Annotated in this window: 19 protein-coding genes; 10 read left to right on the forward strand and 9 right to left on the reverse strand. The window is 68.7% G+C overall.

The features are described from left to right. Positions 1 to 4 precede the first annotated feature (4 nt). The gene (locus G6048_RS03485) at positions 5 to 1,402 is read left to right on the forward strand and encodes an FAD-dependent oxidoreductase (RefSeq protein ID WP_165337925.1); all 1,398 of its coding nucleotides are present in this window, start codon (positions 5 to 7) and stop codon (positions 1,400 to 1,402) included. On the opposite strand, the gene G6048_RS03490 is transcribed toward G6048_RS03485, so the two are convergent. From G6048_RS03490 to G6048_RS03500, 3 genes are read right to left on the reverse strand one after another with little or no spacing between them, the layout of a single operon-like run. Beyond that, positions 1,321 to 2,532, reverse strand: a complete 1,212-nt coding sequence (locus tag G6048_RS03490; RefSeq protein WP_165337926.1) for an MAB_1171c family putative transporter — start codon at positions 2,530 to 2,532, stop codon at positions 1,321 to 1,323. The genes G6048_RS03485 and G6048_RS03490 overlap by 82 nt on opposite strands. 11 nt (positions 2,533 to 2,543) lie before the next feature. Next, entirely contained in the window at positions 2,544 to 3,074 is a 531-nt protein-coding gene (locus tag G6048_RS03495) for a toxin-antitoxin system, toxin component (protein WP_165338006.1), read from the reverse strand. A 32-nt stretch (positions 3,075 to 3,106) separates the two neighbouring features. Next, positions 3,107 to 3,769, reverse strand: a complete 663-nt coding sequence (locus tag G6048_RS03500) for a helix-turn-helix domain-containing protein (RefSeq protein WP_165337927.1) — start codon at positions 3,767 to 3,769, stop codon at positions 3,107 to 3,109. Positions 3,770 to 4,009: 240 nt separating this feature from the next. Here G6048_RS03500 and G6048_RS03505 point away from each other — a divergent pair, with 240 nt between their 5' ends. Together G6048_RS03505 and G6048_RS03510 are read left to right on the forward strand one after the other, a co-directional pair. Continuing rightward, entirely contained in the window at positions 4,010 to 4,684 is a 675-nt protein-coding gene (locus G6048_RS03505; RefSeq protein WP_165337928.1) for an MmyB family transcriptional regulator, read from the forward strand. Positions 4,685 to 4,882: 198 nt separating this feature from the next. Beyond that, positions 4,883 to 6,340 (forward strand): helix-turn-helix domain-containing protein, encoded by a 1,458-nt coding sequence (locus G6048_RS03510; RefSeq protein ID WP_165337929.1) that lies wholly within the window; start codon positions 4,883 to 4,885, stop codon positions 6,338 to 6,340. A gap of 31 nt (positions 6,341 to 6,371) precedes the next feature. Here G6048_RS03510 and G6048_RS03515 read toward each other — a convergent pair whose 3' ends face one another. Both G6048_RS03515 and G6048_RS03520 read right to left on the reverse strand, forming a co-directional pair. Further along, positions 6,372 to 8,444 (reverse strand): RiPP maturation radical SAM C-methyltransferase, encoded by a 2,073-nt coding sequence (locus G6048_RS03515; RefSeq protein WP_268978567.1) that lies wholly within the window; start codon positions 8,442 to 8,444, stop codon positions 6,372 to 6,374. Between the two features lie 5 nt (positions 8,445 to 8,449). Next, positions 8,450 to 9,031 carry a GNAT family N-acetyltransferase gene (locus tag G6048_RS03520; protein WP_165337931.1) on the reverse strand — a complete coding sequence of 194 codons (582 nt, stop codon included), beginning with the start codon at positions 9,029 to 9,031 and terminating at the stop codon, positions 8,450 to 8,452. A 284-nt stretch (positions 9,032 to 9,315) separates the two neighbouring features. Between G6048_RS03520 and G6048_RS03525 the strand changes: the two genes are divergently transcribed. The 7 genes from G6048_RS03525 to G6048_RS51285 all read left to right on the forward strand — a co-directional run bounded on the left by G6048_RS03525 (position 9,316) and on the right by G6048_RS51285 (position 19,682). Continuing rightward, the gene (locus G6048_RS03525) at positions 9,316 to 10,440 is read left to right on the forward strand and encodes a sulfotransferase family protein (RefSeq protein WP_165337932.1); all 1,125 of its coding nucleotides are present in this window, start codon (positions 9,316 to 9,318) and stop codon (positions 10,438 to 10,440) included. Positions 10,441 to 10,585: 145 nt separating this feature from the next. Then, positions 10,586 to 12,082 (forward strand): glycosyltransferase family A protein, encoded by a 1,497-nt coding sequence (locus G6048_RS03530; protein ID WP_165337933.1) that lies wholly within the window; start codon positions 10,586 to 10,588, stop codon positions 12,080 to 12,082. Between the two features lie 198 nt (positions 12,083 to 12,280). Beyond that, on the forward strand, positions 12,281 to 13,987 hold the full coding sequence (locus G6048_RS03535) for an SAM-dependent methyltransferase (protein ID WP_165337934.1): 1,707 nt from the start codon (positions 12,281 to 12,283) through the stop codon (positions 13,985 to 13,987). A gap of 55 nt (positions 13,988 to 14,042) precedes the next feature. After that, entirely contained in the window at positions 14,043 to 14,648 is a 606-nt protein-coding gene (locus G6048_RS03540) for a hypothetical protein (RefSeq protein ID WP_165337935.1), read from the forward strand. Between the two features lie 111 nt (positions 14,649 to 14,759). Continuing rightward, positions 14,760 to 15,545, forward strand: a complete 786-nt coding sequence (locus tag G6048_RS03545; protein ID WP_165337936.1) for an SAM-dependent methyltransferase — start codon at positions 14,760 to 14,762, stop codon at positions 15,543 to 15,545. Beyond that, the gene (locus tag G6048_RS03550; RefSeq protein ID WP_165337937.1) at positions 15,545 to 17,548 is read left to right on the forward strand and encodes a RiPP maturation radical SAM C-methyltransferase; all 2,004 of its coding nucleotides are present in this window, start codon (positions 15,545 to 15,547) and stop codon (positions 17,546 to 17,548) included. Before G6048_RS03545 ends, G6048_RS03550 begins: the two co-directional genes overlap by 1 nt. Positions 17,549 to 17,681: 133 nt before the next feature. Continuing rightward, positions 17,682 to 19,682, forward strand: a complete 2,001-nt coding sequence (locus G6048_RS51285) for an ABC transporter ATP-binding protein (protein ID WP_165337938.1) — start codon at positions 17,682 to 17,684, stop codon at positions 19,680 to 19,682. A 50-nt stretch (positions 19,683 to 19,732) separates the two neighbouring features. Here G6048_RS51285 and G6048_RS03560 read toward each other — a convergent pair whose 3' ends face one another. Genes G6048_RS03560 through G6048_RS03575 form a run of 4 tightly spaced genes read right to left on the reverse strand, consistent with a single transcriptional unit; the run spans position 19,733 to position 23,092 of the window. Then, positions 19,733 to 20,557 carry an ABC transporter ATP-binding protein gene (locus tag G6048_RS03560; protein ID WP_165337939.1) on the reverse strand — a complete coding sequence of 275 codons (825 nt, stop codon included), beginning with the start codon at positions 20,555 to 20,557 and terminating at the stop codon, positions 19,733 to 19,735. Between the two features lie 20 nt (positions 20,558 to 20,577). Then, positions 20,578 to 21,357 (reverse strand): ABC transporter permease, encoded by a 780-nt coding sequence (locus tag G6048_RS03565; RefSeq protein WP_165337940.1) that lies wholly within the window; start codon positions 21,355 to 21,357, stop codon positions 20,578 to 20,580. Next, positions 21,354 to 22,127, reverse strand: coding sequence for an ABC transporter permease (locus tag G6048_RS03570; RefSeq protein WP_165337941.1), 774 nt, complete (start codon positions 22,125 to 22,127; stop codon positions 21,354 to 21,356). Before G6048_RS03570 ends, G6048_RS03565 begins: the two co-directional genes overlap by 4 nt. After that, complete coding sequence (locus G6048_RS03575; RefSeq protein ID WP_165337942.1) at positions 22,124 to 23,092, reverse strand: ABC transporter substrate-binding protein; 969 nt, start codon at positions 23,090 to 23,092, stop codon at positions 22,124 to 22,126. The genes G6048_RS03570 and G6048_RS03575 overlap by 4 nt, the downstream gene beginning before the upstream one ends. Positions 23,093 to 23,104 lie beyond the last annotated feature (12 nt).

Raw genomic sequence — 23,104 nt, forward strand, 5'->3', positions numbered from 1 at the left:
CGACTTGTCTGACAGAACTGCCCCTCGTCGTACGGCGGTTGTGGTTGGAGGGGGAATGACGGGCATGCTCGCCGCCGCCGTACTCGCCGAGCACGCCGACGTCACCATCGTCGAACGCGACCTGCTGCCGGACGGCCCCCAACCGCGCAAGGGGCTCCCGCAGGCCCGTCACGCCCACCTGTTCTGGTCCGGCGGCGTCAAGGCCCTCGAGGAGATCCTGCCGGACATCACGGACCGACTCGTCGACCGCGGCGCCCGCAGAGCCCGCATCATGACCGATCTGGTGTCCCGGGCCCCGTCGGGTCAGTGGTTCCGGCGGTTCTCCCAGTCCCGGCACACCATGCTCCAGGGCAGCCGTGATCTGCTCGACGCCACGATCCGCGCCGACGTGCTGCCGGACCGGCGGATCACGCTCCTGCAGCAGACCGAACTGCTGGGCCTGGAAGGCAGCGCGGACCGCGTGACAGGAGTGCGCATACGCGAGGCGGACGCGGAGCGCACCCTCCCCGCCGACCTGGTCATCGATGCGAGCGGGCGCGCCAGCCGCGCCGCCCACTGGCTGCGGGACCTGGGGCTGCCGCCCGTCCAGGAGCGCACGGTCGACCCCGGAATCGGCTATGCCAGCCGGATCTACCGCCCACCGGCCGGCGTCGTCGACTACCCGATCGTCAACGTCCAGGCCGAGCCCCAAGGCAACCCGGCGCAGGGTGGCGTCATCGTCCCGATCGAAGGCGGCCGGTGGCTGGTGACCCTGTCCGGCAGCCGCGGCGGTCAACCCACCAGCAACAACGACGAGTTCGTGCCCTTCGCCCTGAAGCTGGCCCACCCCATCATCGGCGAGCTCCTTTCCAGGGCCGAACCCGAGACCGACGTCGTCACCACGCGCAGTACCGCCAACAAGCGCCGCTACTACGAGAAGGCCGTCCGCTGGCCCGAAGGCTTCGCCGTCCTCGGCGACGCCGTCGCCGGCTACAACCCCATCTACGGGCACGGAATGAGCGCGGCAGCCCAGAGCGTCCTCGCTCTGCGCGGTGTGCTGCGCGAGCACGAACTCACCGCACCCGGCACGGCACAGCGCATCCAGAAGACCGCGGCCCGGCCCGTGGACAACGCCTGGAACCTGGCCGTGGGCCAGGACGTGTTCCGGCCGGGCGCCAGCGAGCAGCCGCCCACCCGCCTGGAGAAGACCCTTGCCGCCTTCGTCGACAAGGCCGCCGACGCCGGCTCGCGCAATCCCCGCGCGATGCGGATCCTGCTGGACGTGATGAGCATGGAGAAGCACCCGACCCGGCTGTTCGGGCCCGACATGCTCGCCCTGGTCTATCTCGGCCGGAAGAAGCCCCGGTTGAGCGGACCCCCGCTGACCGAGAAGGAAGCGGCGGTCGTGACGACGGGGGACTGACGCAGGGCGAGGGACATCCGTACCAGGTCGCGGGGTGCTTCGGTGGACGCGGGTGGCGCCGCGTCCGCTGTCGCCGAGCTGATGACCCTGCCCTCCGGGTCGGCGGCCCTGGCCCGGACCGCCGCCGTCACCATCGCCGCGTCGGCCTCCGCCCGCGCCTGGGCGGGATCGGAGCCTGCGGCCACGGCAGCTTCGTAGGCGCTCGTACGGAGCTCGGCGTCGAAGTACGGGTACAGGGCGAGCATGCCGTCGTGGATGTCGGACTCCCGCTGGGTCACCTGGAGTTCGGGGGGCGACCACCACGCGATGCGGACGGTACGGTCCTTGGGCGGCGCGAGAGGCCTCAACTCCCGCCACAGCGGCCCGAGTCGGCGATAGGTGGACCAGGTGCTCCAGACGTCCCCGATGCGCTGGCCGGCCGGTGGGATGCAGAAGCCGAGCGCGCTGAGCTGCATTCCGGCGGAGGCCATCGCGGGCGCCACGTACGTGCTCAGGTCGTCCAGGTTCCCGCCGTTCCACCGGGCGCCGACGGCGATGAACTTGGTGATCGAGTAGGGGATGTTGCAGGAGAAGCCGAGCGCGATGACCAGCAGCCCGGCCCGCAGCCAGCCGCGAACCTGAAGCGCCCAGCGCCAGCACATGACGTCCATCGCGACGCCCGCGACGGTGACCGACACGAGATAGAGCACGATCATCTCGCGGATGAACGGCGTGTTGGCGTAGTACGTGTCGAGGTCCCGCAACCGTTCCTGCGGCGCGTCCCCGAGGGCGAAGAGCACTATCAGGGCCATGATCACCACGCCGTACCCGGCGATCCAGCGGCGGGAGGCCCGCCGGGTCGCCTCCGGCGGACCGCCGCGCCAGTTGATGATCAGCACCAGACAGGCGGCGCTGAAGGCGCTCAGCAGGCCGTAGACGAACGGTGCCGAGAAGTTCGCGATCCCGGTGAGGCGGTTGACCTCGGCGATCGTCGGCGGGGCGGCGAAGAAGAACACCATGCCCGAAAGGGCGATCAGCGTGCACACGGAGCGCTGCAGCGGATCACGCCAGGAGCGCAGCAGCGCGGGCGTCTTGACGGCGAGCGCGATCGCCATCGCGACGGCCGGTATGTAGTAGCCGGAGTCGTCCATGGCGTGGCGGCTCAGGCCCGCGGCCCGCGGTAGCCGAGGGACGCCCCGATCCGGCCCGCGACCCCGTCCCGCGGCATGGGCCCGCGCTGCGCCGAACCGGGAAGCCACGCACGGCACTTGCTGGCCAGCAGCAGCCCGAAGCCCTCCGCGTCCTGCTCGTCCGCGAGGTCGAACCGGGTCCGGGCGGCCACCTTCAGAACGGTCGCCTGCAGATCGGCGTCGTCGGACAGCAGACGGGCGGCGACGGCCGCGCCCTCCACGTGGTGGGCGCAGTGCCCGGCCTTCATGTGCCACAGCTCATGGCCGAGGATGACCAACTGGTGGTCGGGCGCGGTGCGTTCCTCGATGACCACGAGGTCCTGGTCCGCCATGTCGAGCCAGAGCCCACTGGCGGTGCCGGGCGGGAAGGCGGCCATACGGAACCGCACCGGACGGCCGCGGCGTCTGCTCATTGCTCCGCACAGCGCGGCGTAGAGGTCGGCGGGCTCCGCCGGTGCCGGGAGCGAGAGCTCGCCGACCAGTTCGCCGCACAGGCGGCGCATGTCTTTTCCGATGCCCACTGTTCTCTCCCGGGTCACGACTCGGGCCGCTTGACGCTCTCCAGGAGCATGTCCAGCCATTCCGCGACCTTGTCCCGGTGCTGATCCGTCGGCAGCTGTGCGGCGCGCCAGGCGATGCCCCGCACGCCGTGGTCCTGGAGCAGCTGCTCGAAGGGGTCCTCCGAGCGCGCGGCCGCCGCCGCGGCTCTCTCGCGGTCGGCGAGCTGCTGGAGCAGCTCCTGCTCGGAGCGCTGCAGTGCGCCGGCCAGCGCCTCGGGGTCCTCGGCGGTCAGGAACCCGGCGTGCACTCGGAAGAAGCGCTGGATGGCGTCGCAGTGCTCCATGGTGGGGCGCCGGTCCCCGTTGATCAGGGCACCCGCCTGCTGACGCGACATCCCCGCGCCGTCGGCGATCTCCTGCTGGGTGTACCGGCGGCCGTTCGGCTTCAGACGCGTACGGCGCAGCAGGTCGAGGCGTTGCAGGAAGCGGGTCTGCAGATCCGGCTCACCGGCGGGCCGGCCGCTCAGCAGCGCCTGCACCACGACCTCCGGCACACCCGACGCGACGGACAGCCGCCGCACGTCGAACACCTGGCTGTGCGGCACACCGAGCCGGTCGGCGAGGGCGGCGACACGTGCCACGACGGCCGGCAGCAGACCCGTCGCCGTGGCGCCCGGAACCTCGAAGCCATCCGTCACCGACTGATCTCCCACGTTCTCTCGACCGGCCGTGAGCTGCGCGGTACAGGCGCGGCACACGGTGAACTGCCCGGAGGTTAGCCCCTGTCTCGAACTCGCATCCAGCGCTCGCCACAACTGTGGCGCGATTCGTTCGTCAACAGGCGGCAAATGCCACGATAGTTGACGCGACGGAGCCGGGGATAGCAGGATCGCGACCGCCGCGTGTAAGGCCGCAGAGGCAAGAGGGGTGACCTCCCGATGGAGTACCAGGCAGGAGGGCAGCGGTCGCGGCCGCGACCCGCCCCCGAGAGTCTGCGGGCCCAGGCCTATTTGCAGGACTACGCCGCACTTCTGGAGGCCGTCCCCTTTCCCTCGCTCGTCTTCGACCACCGCTGGGACGTCGTCCTCGCCAACGGCGCGTTCGAGACACTTTTTCGCGGTGTGGGTCCGCATCCCACGGCCATGCCGGGGGACAACTTCCTCCGGTTCGTCCTGTTCCATCCGGAAGCGGGCACGGTTCTCGCCGAGCATGAGTCGAGCTGGTGCCTGCCGATGCTGGCGCACTTCGCCGCCGCGATCGAGCGGCACGGGCAGGATCCGGTGCTGCGGTCCGTCCTCCGGGAGATCGCCCAGGACCCGATCATGGACGCCGCGTACCGGCACGGACTGCCGCACTGGATCCGCTCGGTCGGTCCCGACGCCCTCGAACACGACGGCGCGGTACGGCCGTTGTGGCACCCGGACCCCCGGTGGGGGCGCACCGACTGCCGGATCGTCGGAGAGACCCCCAAGACCCTCAAGGACATGGGCTATACGCGCATGACGCTGGTCCTGCGGGATGCTCGTCGCGCGACGGGTCCTGTACGCACGACTGCGCGGGTGCGGCGGGCCGCGACGAGTCACCTCAGCGTGGTGCCGGCCGCCGAGGCGTGAGCGAACCAAGAAACGTCAAAATGCCGGGACATATGACCCTGGTCCCGCCGACGTATATCGCCGAGTCTCGACGTCACGACCAGCCACATCTCCGGATTGACATCCGAGGAGGCGAGTATGGCCGGTTCCGGACGCCACGCCGACTCGGAGCATTCCGGTTGTTCCGAGCAATCAGAGAGTTTCCATCCCAAGAGGTCGATGCTTGCGCGCGGCCTCGACCTGTTGACCTGCTTCCAGCCCGGTGACGAGGTGCTATCGCTGTCGGCGATGGCACGCCGGGTGGACCTGCCGCTCACCTCGGCCCACCGGATCGTCGGAGGACTGTGCCGATGGGGTCTGCTGGAGCGTGACCACGGGCTGCGGCTCGGTCGCCGGCTGCTCGTTCTCGCCCGCCCCGCGCCAGTGCACCCGGCGCTGTGGTCGGCGGCACTGCCGTACCTGGCGAGACTGCCCCTTGCCACTCACCTACAGGTGCGGCTGGTTGTCCGACAGGGAAACCAGACCTTTCGGCTCGGGCGGATCGAGCCGCGCGAGGGCGGGTTGGCCTTCTGCCACGAGATGGCGCCCAGCAGTCCGACGGAGGCCGGCCTGGCTGTCCGCACCGTCGCGGAGGCTGGTGCGCTGGGCCGCGGGGCGGTCCGGGGAACCGTGTTCCCGGGCGCGCCCGCCTGGAGGGCGGGCGCCGACGGTGGTGGCTGGGAGGTGCGCAGCGGGTGCGTGGTCCGTGCCGACAGTCGCGTGGCGGCCGCCGCGGCCGGGCGCCCGGACTCCTCGTTCGCTCTTGTGCTCGCCCTGCACGGCGTCGGCTCGGCGGACGTCCTCCCGCACTTGCTGCCGCTGCGAGCGGCAGCGGACGTGCTGGGCGAGTGGCTCGAGGCGCTGCCCGAATTCACGGGCACGGGCGGCGGCGTGGCGTCGCGAACGGATCCTGCGGGCGGAGACATCGGTGAGGTGGCGCGGCGGATCCGGGATGACGATTTCTGTCCCCCGCCTCCCTGGACCATGCTGGACAAGGCGATCCGCCTGCTGACCTGCTTCACCGTCGACCATCCGGTGCTGACCGTGTCCGAACTCTCCGCCGTGTCGACGCTGAGCAAGTCGACCACGAGCCGCCTGATCGGCGTGATGTCCCAACGGCAGATTCTCGTCCCCCACCAGTCGGGGTTCACCATCGGCACGACGCTGCGCTCCCTGTCCGCCATGGTTCCCTGGCATCACAGGCTGATCGAGGTCACGCGGCCGTGGCAGCGGAAGATCAGCGAAGCGACCGGCGGCGCCGTCTGTCTGGCGCTCGTCGATCACTCCCATGTGATCTGGATGGACGCCTTCAGGACACCGAGCCATCGGCAGAACCAACAGGACCACTGCCGGGACGCATCGGGGTCGGCTCGCGCCGGCGTCCTGTGGCGTGCCGCGGCCGACGCGGCCGTCGACGCGCACGCCGGTGCCGCTACGGCCGGAGCCGACCGTGAGCCCGGCGTTCTCGTGCGGCGTGCTCCAGGCGTCGTCGCCGTCCCGATCCCGGCCGGTGAGCTGCCCCGTACGAGCCTCGTCGCCACGCTGCACGAATCGCGGCACGGTGGCCTCTCACGGGTGGCTGAGCTGCTCCGCTCGGCCGCGCTGGAGATCGGGGCCGATATGTCGGTTCACCGGTAGTTGGCGGTAGTCGCCGAACGCGACCGGCTGGCTACCGGCCCGCTAGAGCTGTTGCGGCCGCCCTGACATTTACGTACCCCCCGGGGAACTCGGCCATATCGGCCTCCTCCCGCATGGGGTGTCGTACGGCCAGACCGACCAGACGGCCGTCGAGGGGGAGCAGGAGTCGCCGTTCGATCAAGTCCGCGAGGACGGCGGCGACTTGGTGCTGTGGCACATCCAGGGCGTGGTCGCGGCGAAGGGTCTCACGGACCCGCTCGGGGCGTGGCGCCGCGTCGCACGCGAGGTAGACGGCGCGGGCCACGCCCGTCAGCAGGATCTGCGCCGCGGCGGCGCAGCTGCGGGTGTCGGTGATCCGCAGTTCGCCCTGTTCGTCCACCATGCTCAGGACGGGCCCGCGGTCCCGCGTATGCGCCTGCTGCCACCGGCTTGTGGCAGCCCTGAGGGCGTCGACCCCCGGACGCGGTGCCGGCGAACCCGTGTTCCTCGTCCTTCCGGCTCCGAGCGAGGGGTCTGCGGTGTAGTGGAAGGTCAGGTCCTGCAGATCGGCTGCGGTCAGCGGATACACGCATTTCATGCCCGGCACCGGGCTGAGCACCAGGCCATGCCGCTGCGCGTCCTGGTCGTACACGCTGAACCGGCCATAAAGGATCTTGTTCACTCCATCGGGCGGCGGCAGGTGTTCCAGCAGAGGGATCCACTGAGCCATCTGCGCGTAGGCCTCGTCCTGCTCGCCGGGGAAGCCCCAAAGGATCGGCCACATCATCCGCAGTCCGAACTCGCGGGCCCATTTGAGCAGTTGGACGTTCTGCCAGCCGGTCACGCCCTTGTCCATCAGCTGCAGGATGTCGGTGTGCAGGCTTTCGATGCCCGGCTGCACCCAGGTGACGCCGGCGTCCGCCAGTGCCTTCACCTGACGGCGGTTCAGATTCGATTTCAGCGCGAAGAACAGGCTCCGCCGGGAGGCGCCCTCGTCGGCGAGGGCCTGCATCAGCGTCGGGAAGTAGCCCATGTCGAGGATGTTGTCGACGAACTCGAAGGCCGTCACGCCGTGCCGCCGCTCCAGCTCGCGCAGCTCCTCCAGCACCCGCTGCGGCGACTTGGAGTGGTAGATCGCGGTGCTGCCGTTCAGCCCGCAGAACGTGCACTGATGGCGGTCGCCCCACCAACACCCGCGGGAGGACTCGACCGTCAGGCACGGAGTGATGTACGCACCCACCGAACTCTGCGCCAACTGATCGAACCAGTCCTCATACGCCGGTACCGGCAACGCGTCCAGATCACGGAACAACGCCCGCGGCAACCGCGGCAGTACCAGCGATCCGTTCGCCCGCGACCGGTCTTCTCCTACGATCCGGTGCGCCGGCCCCAGTACGCCTCGCGGCAGTGCCTCCGCCGGTACGTCTCGCCCGTGCTCCAGCACGAGCCGGCACAGGGGGGTGATGATCCCATCCGCCTCGCCGGAGACCAGGTAGTCCACCCAGGGAAAGCAGCGGTGCGTCGCCTCGCCCATCACCGTCTCGCAGTTCGCCCCGCCCAGCAGGGTGACCACCGTCGGGTCCAGCTCACGGACCCGCCGCAGCAGCGCCAACGACGCCACATGCTGCTCGAACATCGAGGTGCACCCCACCACCCGCGCACCCGTCTCCAGCACCCGCCGGGCCACCACATCCACAAAACCACCGGCCGCGGCACGCAACCCAGGCAGGACCTCGCCCGCCAGATCCGGCTTCCCGGTGTGTTCCGCCAGGTGGGCGAAAGCGAAGCGCAACTCCTCGAGATACGCGTCGTCCCACTTCCGGGCACCCGCCTCCGGGAAGGCCGCCTCGGCGAACGTCCATTCCCCCATCAACTGCTGGGCCGCCGCATGGGTGGCCAGCAACTCGTACGCGGGTACGCCGACTTTCTCGGCGAACCACAGGTTCGCGTGCAGCACCGTGCTCGGGATGCCGTCCCTGCGCAGGATCGCCTGCAGCAGGCCCAGCCCTATCGACGGCCGCGGCAACGCGGCATAGGGCATCGACACAAGGCAGACGTCCGGTGTCCCCGCACCCGCACGTGCCGGTGTTTCACGCCTCTGGGGTGCTCGTCCCTGGGGTGCCATCGTCCTCACTCGTTTCCTTTCGCGGCCCTTGTGATGAGGGCCCGGAACGGCTCGATGTCCACGACGAAGATCTCCCACTTCGGGGAGACCGATCCCGGCATCGCCTTGACGACACCGACGAACTCCCAGCCCATGCGTCGGTAGAACCTCTTCGTCCGAATGGCAGGAGGCTGCACGGTGAGGATGGCCCGCTCCTCCGCCCGGCGTCCGAGCAGCCCGCTGACGAGCGCGCGCCCGAGACCACGAGACCGACGGTCGGAGCGAACGGCCAGGTCTCCCAGAACAAAAGTCCTCCCGGGATACTCGGCGTAGAAAACCTCTTCGCGCAGCCCCGGCCTGCTCCACCAGAATTGGCTGTCCACACCGAGCGCTCTGCCGTAGGCGAAACCCACCAATTCGTCTTCCTCCAGGGCGATCATCGCGGAAAACGATCGATCGGCGAAGTACGCTCGCAGACGCGCTCGGTGATTGACGGATTCCTCGGGGACCCAGGCGAAGGGCGGGCTCGAGAACACCTCGTCATAGAGGTCGCATATCTCGTCGAAGCGAGCCCACGCCATGCCGAGGCCCCCGAACACGCGCTCCACTTCCAGGACTCTCCAATGCCGTCGATTGCAGTCTGATCGGGGGCTCAGCTTCGTTCCGTATCCTGCGTCCTCGCCCACGCCGGGGCCAGAAGGAATCCCGCACAGTGGAAGGGGAACTGCCTGCGCGTCGGGCAGCGGGTATTTCCCACCTGCGCTTCTTCCGGCCGGTGGGACAGCCTCTGCCGGTAAGGGCCGGGAGATGCCACGGTATTCGTGCCACCTGGATCAGACCCCGGTCAGCGGCGATCCAGACGCCGGAATTCGCCACCAGGAAGGTGCGGACAATGATCGGCGACTCGGGTGAATCGGACGAATATGTGAAACCCGCCTTCGATTCCGTGAAATCGGCCTTCGACTCCGCGAAACCCGTCTTCATCGTGAGCGCGGGACGGTGCGGGTCGAACCTCGTGTCGAGGCTGCTCGGAGCGCACCCCGACGTCACCAGTGTGACGGCCCTGTTCGCCCGGCGAGGCGCCGGTCGGCTCCTGCACCAGCTGCGCAGCGGTCCGGGCTTCTGGATGGAACTGACGCGCCCTGCCCCGATGTTCGACGCCATCGTGCGTGACGGGATGGCTCCCGAGGAGTTCGCCTATCCCTATGGGCACGGCCGCTTCCATCCGGAACAGGGCGTACCCCTCATCTGCCACATGACCTTGCCTTCTCTCTCCCGGGGTCCTGCTCCCTCCCTGGAACCCGACGGCTGGTACGCCGAACTGGCCGCCGATATCCCCGGTTGGGAGGCGCGCGCCTCGGCCGAGCAGTATCTGCGGCTGCTGGAATGGTTTCGCCGGCGCACCGGCGGCCGAGTCGTGGTGGAGAGCACGCCCGGTTCCCTCAAATACCTGGACATGCTCGTCCGGGCCTACCCCGACGCCCGCTTCATCTATCTGCACCGGGATCCGGTGGACACGGTGCTGTCGATGAACCGGCACATCCTCACACGGGTCGACGGGATCGTCCGGGACGCCCTGCGACTGCTCCGCATCACATCCTTCGCCGACCTGTCTCCGGCGTGCCGCCCCCGAATGCCGCTGGTCCGGCACCATCTGAAGGTCGTCCTGCCGCCCTACGACATTCGCGCGGCGAACGACTTCGGGATTCCTCTGGACGTTTTCGCTCAGCCCTGGTTGGGGGCCACCCAGCGTGCGCGCACCGTACTGGCCGAACTGCCTCCACGGCAGCGGGCCGTCATGCGCTACGAGGACCTGGTCACCGATCCGCCGAAGGTCCTCAGAGCCCTGGCGGAATTCCTCGGGGTGCCGGCTCCCGCCGACTGGCTCTCCTTCGCCGATCGCACGGTACGCCGCAGACGCGCCGGCACCGGGCCGTACGGGCTCGGGGACCCTCTCGCCACCCTGCGCGCGGCCTGCGCCATCGAGATGCCGGAGCCCACTCTGGACCGATGCTGAACCTTGCGGCAGGACGGCCGGGGATGGAACGAGGAACGGGCGGCCGGAAACCGAATTCAGGACGAACCTGGAGAACGCGGTGTCAACAAGTGAACATATTCCCGGCGCCGGCCCACCGGGCCCGCGCCGGAAGCTCACCGTAGGCATGGCCACATACGACGACTACGACGGCGCCTACTTCACCTCCGCGGCACTACGCCTGTACCACCCCGAGGTGCGCGAACGCGTGGGCATTCTCGTCGTGGACAACAATCCGCGAGGCGCGGCGGCCTGGGCGCTCAAAGCCCTGGAGAGGGAGATCGAAGGGCTCAGATATCTGCCCGTCGACGACATCACTTCGGCGGCCGTGAAGGACCGTGTCATACGGGAAGCCAATTCGGAGTGGGTGCTGGTCGTCGATTCTCACGTTCTGATCGCTCCCGGGGCCATAGCCCGGCTTCTGGAGTTCATCGACGCCCACCCCGGCTGCGACGACCTCCTGCAGGGGCCGCTGCTCTCCCGTGGCGGCTATTACGTGTCGTTGGAGCGTGCCTGGCACAACGATCTCTACGGCGCCTGGCTCCTGCCCGCGCTCAGGCCGGGCCGCCCCGACCCCGAGGACGAGTCCTTCGAGATCGAGATGCAGGGGCTCGGCCTCTTCGCCTGCCGCAAGGACTCCTGGCCGGGCTACAGCCCCCACTTCCGGGGACACGGCGCCGAGGAGGGATACATCCACGCCAAATACCGGTCCCTCGGCAGGCGCACCCTGTGTCTTCCGTTCCTTGCCTGGGAGCACCGGTTCGGTCGCCCGCTGAGCGCTCCGTACCGGCACACCTTCGAGGAGCGGATCCGCAACTACCTGGTTGCCTCGGACGAGGTCGGCTACCCACCACTCCAGGAGGTGATCAGACACTTCCGGGACGAAGCCCAGGCGTCGTGCACCGACGAGGTCGTACGGAGCTGGGAGCGAGAGAAGAGCAGCCCGCTCGCCTTCTTCGACGTGATCGCGGTCCTGAATCCCCAGCGCGACGAGGAGCGGTGGCGGCACGTTCACGATGAGGTGGCCGCGGTGTTCGGCGTCGAGAAGTGCCTGCGCCGTATCACCCTGCCTCCACTCGACGTCGACCAGCCGGTCATGGACGACGGCGTACAGGCGGATGTCCTGGCCGAAGCAGAAGCCCAGGCGGAACAAGTCACCCTGGCGCTGTCGCACCGCCACCTGATCGCCCGCGCGGTGAATGAGAACTGGCCCCGGCTCCTCGTCGTCGACGACGACGTGACCTTCCTCCCCGAGGCGGGCGCCACGTTGGCGTCCTTTCTGACCGGGCTCGAGCATGGCCATGCGTGGACGGCGATCGACCTGTCCGGCCCTCAGGACGGCACGCACACCGATGGACCGACAGCCATCGGCTACCACGAAAGCGCATACAGAGCGGTGCTCGACGCCCTGCCGGAGGACCCGGCCGGGGCCCGGGCGGCGCTGGCGACCGCCGGTGGAAGCCTGACCGGGTTGCTCAGCCGCGTACTGCCGCTCGGCCGCCACCGCCTGGCGGTCACCGGCTCGAGAGCCGGCCGGCGTCCCCTCCTCGATGGGGCACGCGAAAACGGGATACGTGAGAACGGGGCAAACGAGCCGACGACAGCCGACTTGGCACATCAGTAAAAGGCTTTTCAGTAAAAGGCCTTCACTGCATCCCGCTGAGGATTGCGACGCGCCGTAGGTGTGAGGGTCGGCTTTTCCCTGCGCTTTTTCCGAGGGAATCCCGATTATTCCGTCCGGTGGGACACATGGTTGATACGGCCGCCGGTCCGGGTGAATGTTTGGGTAGTAAGGGAACAACGAACGGAACAGGGTGAGACGATGGCATCGGAAAAACGTGGCTCACTGGTGTGTGTAGGCACCGGAATCAGGGCGATCGGACAGGCGACTCTCGAAGCCAAGAACCACATCGCCGCCGCCGACAAGGTGTATTACGTCTGTACCGACCCGGTGTCGGAGGAATGGGTCCGCAAGCTCAATCCCACCGCCGAAACGCTCTACACCTTTTACGGTGACGGCAAGAACCGGCTCGAAACCTATCGGCAGATGACCCAGGCGATGGTGGACGCCGTACATGCCGGGCAGCGGGTCTGCGGGGTCTTTTACGGACACCCCGGCGTTTTCGCAATGCCGACCCATGACGCGATCCGCATTCTGCGTGCGGAGGGCTATGAGGCCACGATGCAGCCCGGGGTGTCCGCCGAGGACAACCTGTATGCCGACCTCGGTATCGACCCGGCGAAGTACGGCTGCCAGATGTACGAGGCCACTCACCTTCTCGCCACCGGCCGTTCGCTGGACACCTCGGTGCCGGCGATCATCTGGCAGATCGGCAGTGTCGGTGATCCTGGGTTCAACCTCAGTGGGTTCAAGGGCGCGCACGTCCCCGTCCTGGTCGAGTACCTCGAGAAGACGTACGGCCCGGACCACGAAGTCACCGTCTACGAGGCCGCCGTGTTCCCCGGCCAGAAGTGCCGGACGGACACCATGGCCCTGCACGAACTCGGCACCGCACAACTCACCGGGATCAGCACCCTCTACGTCCCGCCGAAGGACAAGCCGCAGCCCGACCGCGACATGATCAAGCGCCTGAAACTCAGGCAGCAGTTCACCACCCGGCCCACCACGGCCACCGTCACCGCTCCGGACTCGGAGTCCGACTCCGACCAGGGCACGACGACAGCAGCGGATCCGGGCAAGACGACGCCACCGAAAAGGCGCGGCGCACTCGTGTGCGTGGGGAGCGGCATCAGGTCGATCGGGCAGGTGACCCTCGAAGCCAAGAACCACATCGCCGCCGCCGACAAGGTGTACTGCCTGTGCTCCGACCCGATGTCGGAGGAATGGGTGCGCAAGCTCAACCCCACCGCCGAAACGCTCTACACCCTCTACGGCGACGGCAAGAACCGGATCGAAACCTATCGGCAGATGACCCAGGCGATGGTGGACGCCGTACATGCCGGGCAGCGGGTCTGCGGGGTCTTCTACGGACACCCCGGCGTTTTCGCGACGCCCACGCACAACGCGATCCGCATCCTGCGTGCGGAGGGCTACGAGGCCACCATGCAGCCCGGGGTGTCCGCCGAAGACAACCTGTATGCCGACCTCGGTATCGACCCGGCCAAACACGGCTGCCAGATGTACGAAGCCACCCATCTGCTGACCACCGGCCGGACGCTCGACCCCACGGCAACCGTGATCATCTGGCAGATCAGCTGCGTCGGCGAACTGGGGTTCAACCTCAGCGGATACACCGGTGAGCACGTCCCCGCTCTCGTCGAGTACCTCGAGAAGACCTACGGCCCGGACCACGAAGTCACCGTCTACGAGGCCGCCGTGTTCCCCGGCCAGAAGTGCCGGATGGACGCCATGCCCCTGCACGAACTCGGCACCGCACGACTCACCGGGGTCAGCACCCTCTACGTCCCGCCGAAGCACAAGCCGAAGCCCGACCAGGACATGATCCAACGCCTGAAACTCAGGGAGACGTTCACCACCCGGCCCACCATGGCCACCGCCTCCACCTGACCAAAACGACAAAGGCCGCACCAAGAGTCACACGAAAAGAAAGGGAACCTTGCAGATGGCTACCAGCGCGTTGACGAATCTCCTCACGGAGATCTCCGAAGACCCCGCTCGACTGACCGAATGGCTGGAGGACCCCGACAGCTACATGAACCGCGCAGGACTGACCGAGGAGGAGACGCGGGCCCTGCGCAGCGCCAGCGGCGGTGCCATCCGGCACAGCATCATCAACTCGGTCACGCTCGAGGCCGACCGGTCCGAGCTCATGGCCGAGATCCTCTTCAAGGCCTGGAGCGACGACGACTTCCGTGAGCAGTTGCGGACCGACCCCCGCGCCGTACTGGAACGGCTGTTCACCCGGAGGCTCCCCGGGATCGAGTTCCAGGTCCACGAGGAGACGCCCGACGTCCGGCACATCGTCATCCCCTGGCTGCCACCGGATGTCGAGGAGGAGACCCGCAAGAACAGTCGCAAGCTCCGCGAGATCGCCGAAGCCGGCGGTCCACGTACCCTGCTGCGCCCAGGAAACGACGAGATCCCGGTTGTCGAGGCTCAGGGCAGCGAATCGGCAGTAGTGCCGCCGCCGGACACCAGCAACCTCCAGGTCGTCACCGTCACCGACGACATCATCATCGTCGACGCCATCTTCGCCCAAGAGGAATGACCGACGCATGACGGCGAGTCCCCCAGCTGCCTGACCCACCGCGGCGTGGCGCCACACCGGGCGCCGCGCCGCCTCACAGCGCATCCCGGCAATACGGAAGCAGGTGACACGATGGGAAACGCGCCCGGCTCGCTTGTCGTGGTCGGCTCCGGAATCACGGCCGTGGCACACATCACGGACGAGTCCCGTCAGGAGATCGAATCGGCGGACAAGGTCTACTACGGCCTGGCGGACGACGTGACCGCCCTCTGGATCCGTTCCCTCAACCCCACCGCCGAGACCCTGTACACCTTCTACGGCGACGGCACTCCGCGGCTGGAGTCCTATGCCCGGATGGTCGACCTGATCACCTCTCGGGTGCGCGAGGGGCAGCGGGTCTGCGCCGTCTTCTACGGGCACCCCGGTGTGTTCGTCAACGCCAGCCACGACGCCGTGCGGCTGCTGCGCACCGAGGGATACGAGGCCCGTATGCTCCCGGCCGTCTCGGCGGCAGACTGCCTGTTCGCCGACCTCGGCATCGATCCCGCCGCGACCGGCTGCCGGATGTACGAGGCGACGGACTTCCTCGCCGCCGGACGTGCGGCCGACCCCACCGCCTCCCTGATTCTCTGGCAGGTCGGGGTGGTCGGTGCCCCCGGGTTCAGCCTGTCGGGAACGGGCCACCCCTGGCTGCCTGACCTGGTCAGCCGGCTGGAGCAGACCTACGGGCCGGACTTCGAGGTCGTCGTGTACGAGGCGGCGCAGTTCACGGTGAGCGCGCCACGCGTCGACCGGGTCCCTCTGAGGGAACTGTGCGACACCCCCCTCTCCGGTATCAGCACCCTGTACGTTCCGCCCGCGGAGAACCCGCAGGTGGGCGTGGGGACCGACAGCATCGCAGCGGGGGTGGACTCCTGATGAGTGGTTACGTGCCGGACCCGGCCGTCTGCCTGGTGTCGATGCCCTACGCCGGGTTGCCGCGACCGTCGATGGCGCTGGGCCTGTTGCAGGGGATCCTGCGCAGGGACGGCATCCCCAGCACGGTGCTGCACGCGAACCTGTGGTTCGCCGACCGGGTCGGGATACCCCTGTACGAGACGTGCGCCAGCCAGGCGCCCCCCACCCTGCTGATGGGGGAGTGGACGTTCGCGGAGGCGGCCTTCCCGGAGCCGGGTGCCCGGCAGCGGGACGACGCCTACCTCGAGAGGCTGCGGGCCGCGTTCGCCCACATGCCCGCGTTCGCCGACCGGGCGGACCTCACGATCAAGCGCCTGCACCGACTGCGTTCGGAGGCTGGTGGTTTTGTGGATGTGGTGGCCCGGCGGGTGCTGGAGACGGGTGCGCGGGTGGTGGGGTGCACCTCGATGTTCGAGCAGCATGTGGCGTCGTTGGCGCTGCTGCGGCGGGTCCGTGAGCTGGACCCGACGGTGGTCACCCTGCTGGGCGGGGCGAACTGCGAGACGGTGATGGGCGAGGCGACGCACCGCTGCTTTCCCTGGGTGGACTACGTGGTCTCCGGCGAGGCGGACGGGATCATCACCCCCCTGTGCCGGCTGGTACTGGAGCACGGGCGGGACGTACCGGCGGAGGCATTGCCCCAGGGCGTTCTCGGTCCGGCGCACCGCACCGGGACGGGCACCACACGCTTGCCCCGCACGATGTTCCGTGACCTGGACACGCTGCCGCCACCGGCGTACGAGGACTGGTTCGAGCAACTGGCCGGGCTCTCGGTGGGCGCGTACATCACGCCCGGTCTGCTCGTGGAGTCCTCCCGCGGCTGCTGGTGGGGCGACCGCCATCAGTGCACGTTCTGCGGGCTGAACGGCAGCAGCATGGTCTTCAACTCCAAGTCGCCGCAGGGGGTGTTGGAGGAGTTGCACGAGCTGGAGCGGCGGCACGGCGTGACGGCCTTCGAGTTCGTCGACAACATCCTCGACATGGGCTACTTCCCGACGCTCATGCAGGCCCTGGCCGACGAGGGCGCCTCCCGGCGGAGTCTGTTCTTCGAGGTGAAGGCGAATCTGAACCGCCGTCAGGTGAAGGGGCTGGCGGACGCCGGCGTCACCTGGGTGCAGCCGGGGATCGAGAGCCTGCACACCGACATCCTGCAGCTGATGGACAAGGGGGTGACCGGCTGGCAGAACGTCCAACTGCTCAAGTGGGCCCGCGAGTTCGGAGTGCGGATGTTCTGGAACATCATCTGGGACTTCCCCGACGAGCAGGACGAGGCGTACACGCAGATGGCCCGCTGGATCCCGCTGCTGGAGCATCTGCAGCCGCCGAGCGGCATCACCCGGCTGCGGTACGACCGGTACAGCGTCTATGAGCAGGAGGCGCACCGGCGTGGTCTGGTGCTCAGCCCTGTGCTGTCCATGCGGGACGTCTACCCGGTGAGCACGGCCGATCTGCAGGACCTGACCTACTTCTTCGCCGCCGACACGACGCTCGGCATCGATCGGCCGACGGACCCCGGTCCGCCAGGTGCCCCCGCATCGCGTCCGGGAATCGACGCACTCCGAAAGGCCGTATCCCGCTGGCAGCAAGCGCAACGCGGCGACCCGCAACCGGCGCTGACCATGGCCGACCGGGACGACGGACTGTGGATCACCGACACCCGCAGCGGTGCCGGGCCGTCGCAGACCAGGCTGACGGATGTGGCCCGCGCCGTGTGTCTCGCGTGTGACGCGGCCCCCCGGCCGGAGCGGCTGCGCGAGGTGCTCCGCCGCGACCACTCCCTGGACGTTTCGCAGCGGCAGATCGACGACGCCCTCGCTGAACTCGTCGAACAGCGGCTCGTGCTGGAGATCGACGGCCGCTTGGTGGGGCTGGCACTGAGCGGCGTACGACCCGTGCGCATGACGTCCGACGGATTCCCCGGCGGGTACGTCGACGTCCGTGCCGCCGCGGCGGCGGCACGCTAGCCGGGCGCGGGACCGCGATGGCGGAGAGAGCAGGCGGTATGGCCGGACTGACAGCGGCGTGGACTTCCGCCCCTGGGCCGCGGGTTGCCGTCCCTGAGCACGGGGAGCACCGCACTGGCGGGGAGTGGTCCCGGTGAGTCCCGGACGGCATCGATCCGGGCGCCGCCGCCGGCAGGCGTACGACGACGGCAGGGCGGGGAGGGCGCGGACGGCCAAGGGCGCACCCTCCCCGGGCTCGGCTGCCGGAGACTCCGGGACGCGCGTGCGGATCGGCCGACTGCCGGCTGTCATGGCCAGTTCCCTGGGGCTGCTCATGCGGGCCGCTCCGGCACTGACCGCCGTCCTCGTGCTACTGCAGATCCTCAACGCGGTCGGGCAGGCGGCGCTTCTCACGCTGCTGGGCCGGATCGTCGGCCGTCTCGTGGTGCCCGACGCGAGCGCGGCCTCCCTGTCGCTGCCCGGCCTGGTCTCCCGGCTCTCGACCGAACTCGGTGTACTGGCCGGCGTGCTGGTGCTCACCCAGGCCACTCAACTGCTCCAGGCGAACCTGCGGTTGCTGCTGACACAGCGGGTGACCTGGTACACCTTCGAACGGCTGCTGGACGTGGCGGTCGAGGCCGACCCGGCGGAGTTCGACCGGCCCGAGTTCCACAATCGAATGGAGCGTGCGAAGGGTGCCAGTACCCGGCCGACGCAGATATCCAACAGCCTGCTCGCGCTGATCGGCTCGGTCAGCTCCGTGGTGAGTCTCTCCGCGGTGTTGCTCGCGGTGTTTCCGCCCCTGGTTCCCCTGCTGTTCCTCGCTGTCATCCCGCTGTTGTGGGCCAACGCCGCGTCGTCCCGCCGGGCGTACCAGCTGACCGTGACGCTCAGCGAGCACGAGCATCGGCGCGTCTATCTGCGCGGTCTGCTGATGAGCCGCCGCTCGGCCGTCGAGGTGCAGGCCTACGGACTGGCCGGATACCTGCGGGAACTCAGCCAGCGGCTGTTCGTGCAGCGATACACGGCACTGAAGCACCTCGCGGTCCGGGCACTGCCGGGCCAGCTGTTCGGCGCCCTGGCGGCCGGGGCCGTGCTGACGGCCGGGATCGGTACCGTCGCGGCGCTGGCCCTGCGCGGCAGCATCTCGCCGGCTGCCGCCGGCTCCGCCGTCTTCGTCGTCATGCAGTTGGGAGGCGCACTGGGCGGCATGGGGCTGACGGTCAGTCAGCTCTATGACAGTGCCGTGTTCCTGGAGGACTACCGGGCCTTCCGGGCACTCCTGCCCGGCCTGGAGCGTCGCCGGTCCGCCCTCCGTCCGGCGCCGCGCGACTTCACCACCATCTACGTGGACAACGTGACCTTCACCTACCCCGCAGCGGACCGGCCGGCGATCAGCGAGGTGTCGATGAGGCTGAACCGCGGCGAAATCGTCGCACTGGTGGGTGAGAACGGATCGGGCAAGACCACGCTGGCCAAACTCGTGTGCAATCTCTACTCACCCCAGCAGGGGTGCGTCTGGTGGGACTACTGCGATCTGGCCACGGTGGATCCCGAGGAGATACGCGAATCCATCGCGGTCCTGATGCAGGACTTCGGCCGTTACCTGTTCTCCGTCGCCGACAACATCGGCGTGGGCCGGGTGAACCAGATCGACGACCGCGAAGCGATCATGATGGCCGCCGCGCAGGCCCGCGCCGACCAGTTCATCGCCGATCTGCCTCAGGGGTACGACACCGTCCTCGGGACCATCTTCTCCGGCAGCACCGACATCTCCGGCGGGCAGTGGCAACGCATCGCGCTGGCCCGCGCCTTCTTCCGCGCCGCACCCCTGGTCGTACTCGACGAGCCGACCGCATCCCTCGATGCCCGCGCCGAACACGAGCTGTACGAGGGCATGCGGGAACTCTTCGTCGGCCGGACGGTCCTGCTGATCACTCACCGCCTGCTGTCGGTGCGCTCGGCCGACCGCATCTACGTGCTGGACTCCGGACAGGTCGTCGAGGCCGGCACGCACGAGCACCTGATGCGGCTGGGCGGCAGATACGCGCAGATGTACCAGCTCCAGGCCGCCAACCGTGATGACGTGCTCAATCCCCACATGGGGGCGGAATCCCAGCAGGGTGACGGACCGCTACCGCCCTGGGCCAGGTGACCGACAGGGCATGTCACAGCTTCGTGCCCCTCACGGGGCGCGTTCAGGTTTCAGTGAGTTGGAGGCGCGTCCGCCTTCATGTCCTTCACGTCCTCCAGGTCCGCCGCCTTGCCGCGCTTCGCCGCCTGGATCTGCTCGTACACGTGCGTTCGCAGCTCGGCGAAGCGTGGGGCCACCCGGGTGTGCAACTGGTCGCGCTCGGCGGGCAGATCGACCTTCAGCTGCTCCTGGACGACGGTCGGGGAGGTGGAGAGGATCAGGACCCGCTCGCCGAGGTACACCGCCTCGTCGATGTCGTGGGTCACGAAGAGGATCGTGATGCCCCGCTGTTGCCACAGGCCCCGCACCAGGTCCTCCAGGTCGGCGCGCGTCTGGGCGTCGACCGCCGCGAACGGCTCGTCCATGAGCAGGACATCCGGCTCGTATGCCAGCGCGCGGGCGATCGCCACCCGTTGCTGCATACCGCCCGACAGCTGCCACGGGTAGGCGCCCGCGGCGTCGGTGAGACCGACCGACTCCAGGGCGTCGGCGACCAGCTCGCGCCGCCGCGACGGGCTCAACTTCTTCTGTTTCAGGGGGAGTTCGACGTTGTCCCGCACCCGCATCCAGGGGAAGAGGCTGCGCCCGTACTCCTGGAAGACGAACGCCATCCCGGGCGGCGGGCCGCTCACTGGGCGACCGCCCAGCAGGACTTCGCCCGAGGTGGGCGTCAGCAGTCCGCCCATGCACTTCAGCAGCGTCGTCTTGCCGCAGCCCGACGGCCCGACCAGGCAGACGAGTTCGCCCGCGTCGACGGTGAACGTGAGGTCGCGCACCGCTTCCACGCGGCGACCGGAACCCTCGTAGACCTTCTTCAGGCCTCGTACGTCCAGCATGGACTGCCCTTTCGCAAGCGTCACGACGACCGCCGGGAGGTGTCGCGCAGACCGTGGTACCAGCCGAGCACCTGTCGCTCGACCAGTCGGAAGAGGACGGAGAGAACGAAGCCCAGGAGGCCGAGCAGCAGGATGCCGGTCCACATGTCGGGGATGGCGAAGTTGCGCTGGAACTGGACGATGGTGAAGCCGAGCCCGTTGCTGGCGGCGAACATCTCGCTGATGACCATCAGGATGATGCCGATGGACAGCGCCTGCCGCAGCCCCGCGAAGATCTGCGGGCTCGCCGACCGCAGGACCACGTGACGCAGGCGGGCGGAGCCCGTGATGCCGTACGAGCGGGCCGTCTCGGACATCACCGAGTCCACCGCCCGTACGCCCTCGACCGTGTTCAGCAGGATCGGCCACACACAGCCGCTCGCGATCACGGCGATCTTCATCGTGTCGCCGATGCCCGCGAACAGCATGATGACCGGGACGAGCACGGGCGGCGGCACCGCCCGCAGGAACTCCAGGACCGGTTCGCACACGGCCCGGACTCGGCGGTACGAGCCGATGACCGTGCCCAGCGCGACGCCCACGACGGCCGCCGCCGTGTAACCGGCCAGCAGGCGCAGCAGACTGGGCAGGACGTCGTCGCTCAGCCGCTCACCCGTCCACACGTCCGGGAACGTGGTGAGGATCGTGTGCAGCGGCGGCCAGTACACGTCCGTGCTGCTGTCGGAGGCGAACCACCAGGCGATCACCAGGATCAGGGGCAGCGCCAGGACGAAGAAGAGGCGGAGAGCCAGGTTTTTCACACCGCCACCTCCCCGCGTACCGACTGGTGCCAGGCCAGCGCGCGGCGTTCCACCGTGCGTGCGCCCACGTTGATCAGCAGGCCGAGTACGCCGGTGACGACCACCAGCGCGTACATGTCCGGCACCGCCTGTGAGCTCTGGGCGACGGCGATACGTCGGCCCAAGCCCGGGGCGCCGATGACCAGTTCGGCGGTCACCGCCAGGATGAGGGCGACCGCGGCGGCCAGCCGCACACCCGTCATGATGTACGGCAGGGCCGTGGGCCACAGGACGTGGCGGACCCGGGCCCAGGTGCCCAGGCCGTACGAGCGGGCCGTCTCGTCGGCGACCGGGTCGACGTCCTGGACGCCGTACAGCGTCTGGATCAGCACCTGCCAGAACGAGGCGTACACCACCAACAGGAGCACCGACTGCAGCTCCGTGCCGTAGAGCAGCACCGCGAGCGGGATCAGTGCGACCGACGGGATCGGGCGCAGGAACTCGATCGTGGAGGCGGTCGCCTCGCGCAGGTACGGCGTGACCGCGATCAGCACGCCCGCGAGGATTCCGGCGGTCACCGCGATCGCGAGGCCCAGTGCCCAGCCGGTGAGCGTGTCCCCGAGCGCGGTCCAGAACGCCTGGTCGCCGAGCTCGGTGACCAGCGCGTCGGCGATGCGGGTGACCGGGGGGAAGTAGTCCTCGGAGAGGATGCCGGTTCGCGGGACCGCCTCGCACAGGACGAGGAAGCCCGCGAATCCGGCCGTGCCCAGCAGGGCGGTTTCGGCTTTCACGGCAGTAGCGCGTCCAGGTCGGGGTCTTCCTTCAACTGGCCGTCCTGCTTTGCCAGTTCGGCCAGCCGCTCGATGGAGGCGCGGTTCGGCTCGGCCGGCCAGTGGGGGAGGGTCAGCTTCTCCAGCAGGGTCGGCGGGATCTTCGTGTACGTGGCGACGATCTCGCGGACCTCGTCCGGGTGGCTGTCGGCGTACTCGAGGGACTCGGCGGTGGCCTCCTGGAACTTCTTCACCAGCTCCGGGTTCTGCTTCGCGTACTGCTGGGAGGTGAAGTACATGGCCACGGTGAGGTTCGGGTCCACGTCGTAGAAGCTCGCCGCGATGGCTGTGCCGCCCGCTTCCTTGACGGTGGAGAGTGCGGGCTCCGGCGTGCAGGCGGCGTCGACATCGTCGTTCTCGAGTGCGGCGGGCATCTGGTCGAAGGGCATCTCGACGAACTTGAGCTTGGAGGCGTCGCCGCCGTCCTTGCGGACCGACTCCTTGATCGAGGTGTCGCAGATGTTGTTCAGCGAGTTGACCGCGACCTTCTTGCCCTCCAGCTGCTTGGGGGACTTGATCGGGCTGCCCTTCTTCACCGTGGTGCCCATGAAGTCGGCACCTTCCTCGGCGGTGGAGGCGACACCGTTCGCCACGACCTTGACGGGCACCTTCTTGGACTGGGCGACCAGCAGGGACGTCGTGTTGCTGAAGCCGAACTGGAACTCGTTGTTGAGGACACCGGGCACGATCGCGGCCCCGCCCTGGGCTGGCGTCAGCTCCAGCTTGAGGCCGCGCTTCTTGTAGAAGCCCTTCTTCTGGCCCAGATAGACGGGGGCGACGTCCAGGATGGGAATGATCCCGACCTTGACGGTGGTGGTGCCGTCGGCCGCGGTGTCCCCGGCCGAATCGCTGGAATTGGACGAGCCACAGGCCGACGCGGTGACGAACACCGCTGAGACCGTCAGGCCGATGAGCAGACGACGCATGACTCCCCCTAA

The organism is Streptomyces ureilyticus, from assembly GCF_011045025.1.
Classification (GTDB): Bacteria; Actinomycetota; Actinomycetes; order Streptomycetales; family Streptomycetaceae; genus Streptomyces; species Streptomyces ureilyticus.

Bases quoted from the DNA above. Each gene is read 5' to 3' on its own strand.
- G6048_RS03535 (WP_165337934.1), top strand. From the start codon at position 12,281: ATGGCATCGGAAAAACGTGGCTCACTGGTGTGTGTAGGCACCGGAATC.
- G6048_RS03490 (WP_165337926.1), bottom strand. From the start codon at position 2,532: ATGGACGACTCCGGCTACTACATACCGGCCGTCGCGATGGCGATCGCG.
- G6048_RS03510 (WP_165337929.1), top strand. From the start codon at position 4,883: ATGCTTGCGCGCGGCCTCGACCTGTTGACCTGCTTCCAGCCCGGTGAC.
- G6048_RS03495 (WP_165338006.1), bottom strand. From the start codon at position 3,074: ATGCGCCGCCTGTGCGGCGAACTGGTCGGCGAGCTCTCGCTCCCGGCA.
- G6048_RS03530 (WP_165337933.1), top strand. From the start codon at position 10,586: ATGGCCACATACGACGACTACGACGGCGCCTACTTCACCTCCGCGGCA.
- G6048_RS03540 (WP_165337935.1), top strand. From the start codon at position 14,043: ATGGCTACCAGCGCGTTGACGAATCTCCTCACGGAGATCTCCGAAGAC.
- G6048_RS03505 (WP_165337928.1), top strand. From the start codon at position 4,010: ATGGAGTACCAGGCAGGAGGGCAGCGGTCGCGGCCGCGACCCGCCCCC.
- G6048_RS03550 (WP_165337937.1), top strand. From the start codon at position 15,545: ATGAGTGGTTACGTGCCGGACCCGGCCGTCTGCCTGGTGTCGATGCCC.
- G6048_RS03545 (WP_165337936.1), top strand. From the start codon at position 14,760: ATGGGAAACGCGCCCGGCTCGCTTGTCGTGGTCGGCTCCGGAATCACG.
- G6048_RS03525 (WP_165337932.1), top strand. From the start codon at position 9,316: ATGATCGGCGACTCGGGTGAATCGGACGAATATGTGAAACCCGCCTTC.
- G6048_RS03560 (WP_165337939.1), bottom strand. From the start codon at position 20,557: ATGCTGGACGTACGAGGCCTGAAGAAGGTCTACGAGGGTTCCGGTCGC.
- G6048_RS03575 (WP_165337942.1), bottom strand. From the start codon at position 23,092: ATGCGTCGTCTGCTCATCGGCCTGACGGTCTCAGCGGTGTTCGTCACC.
- G6048_RS03515 (WP_268978567.1), bottom strand. From the start codon at position 8,444: ATGGCACCCCAGGGACGAGCACCCCAGAGGCGTGAAACACCGGCACGT.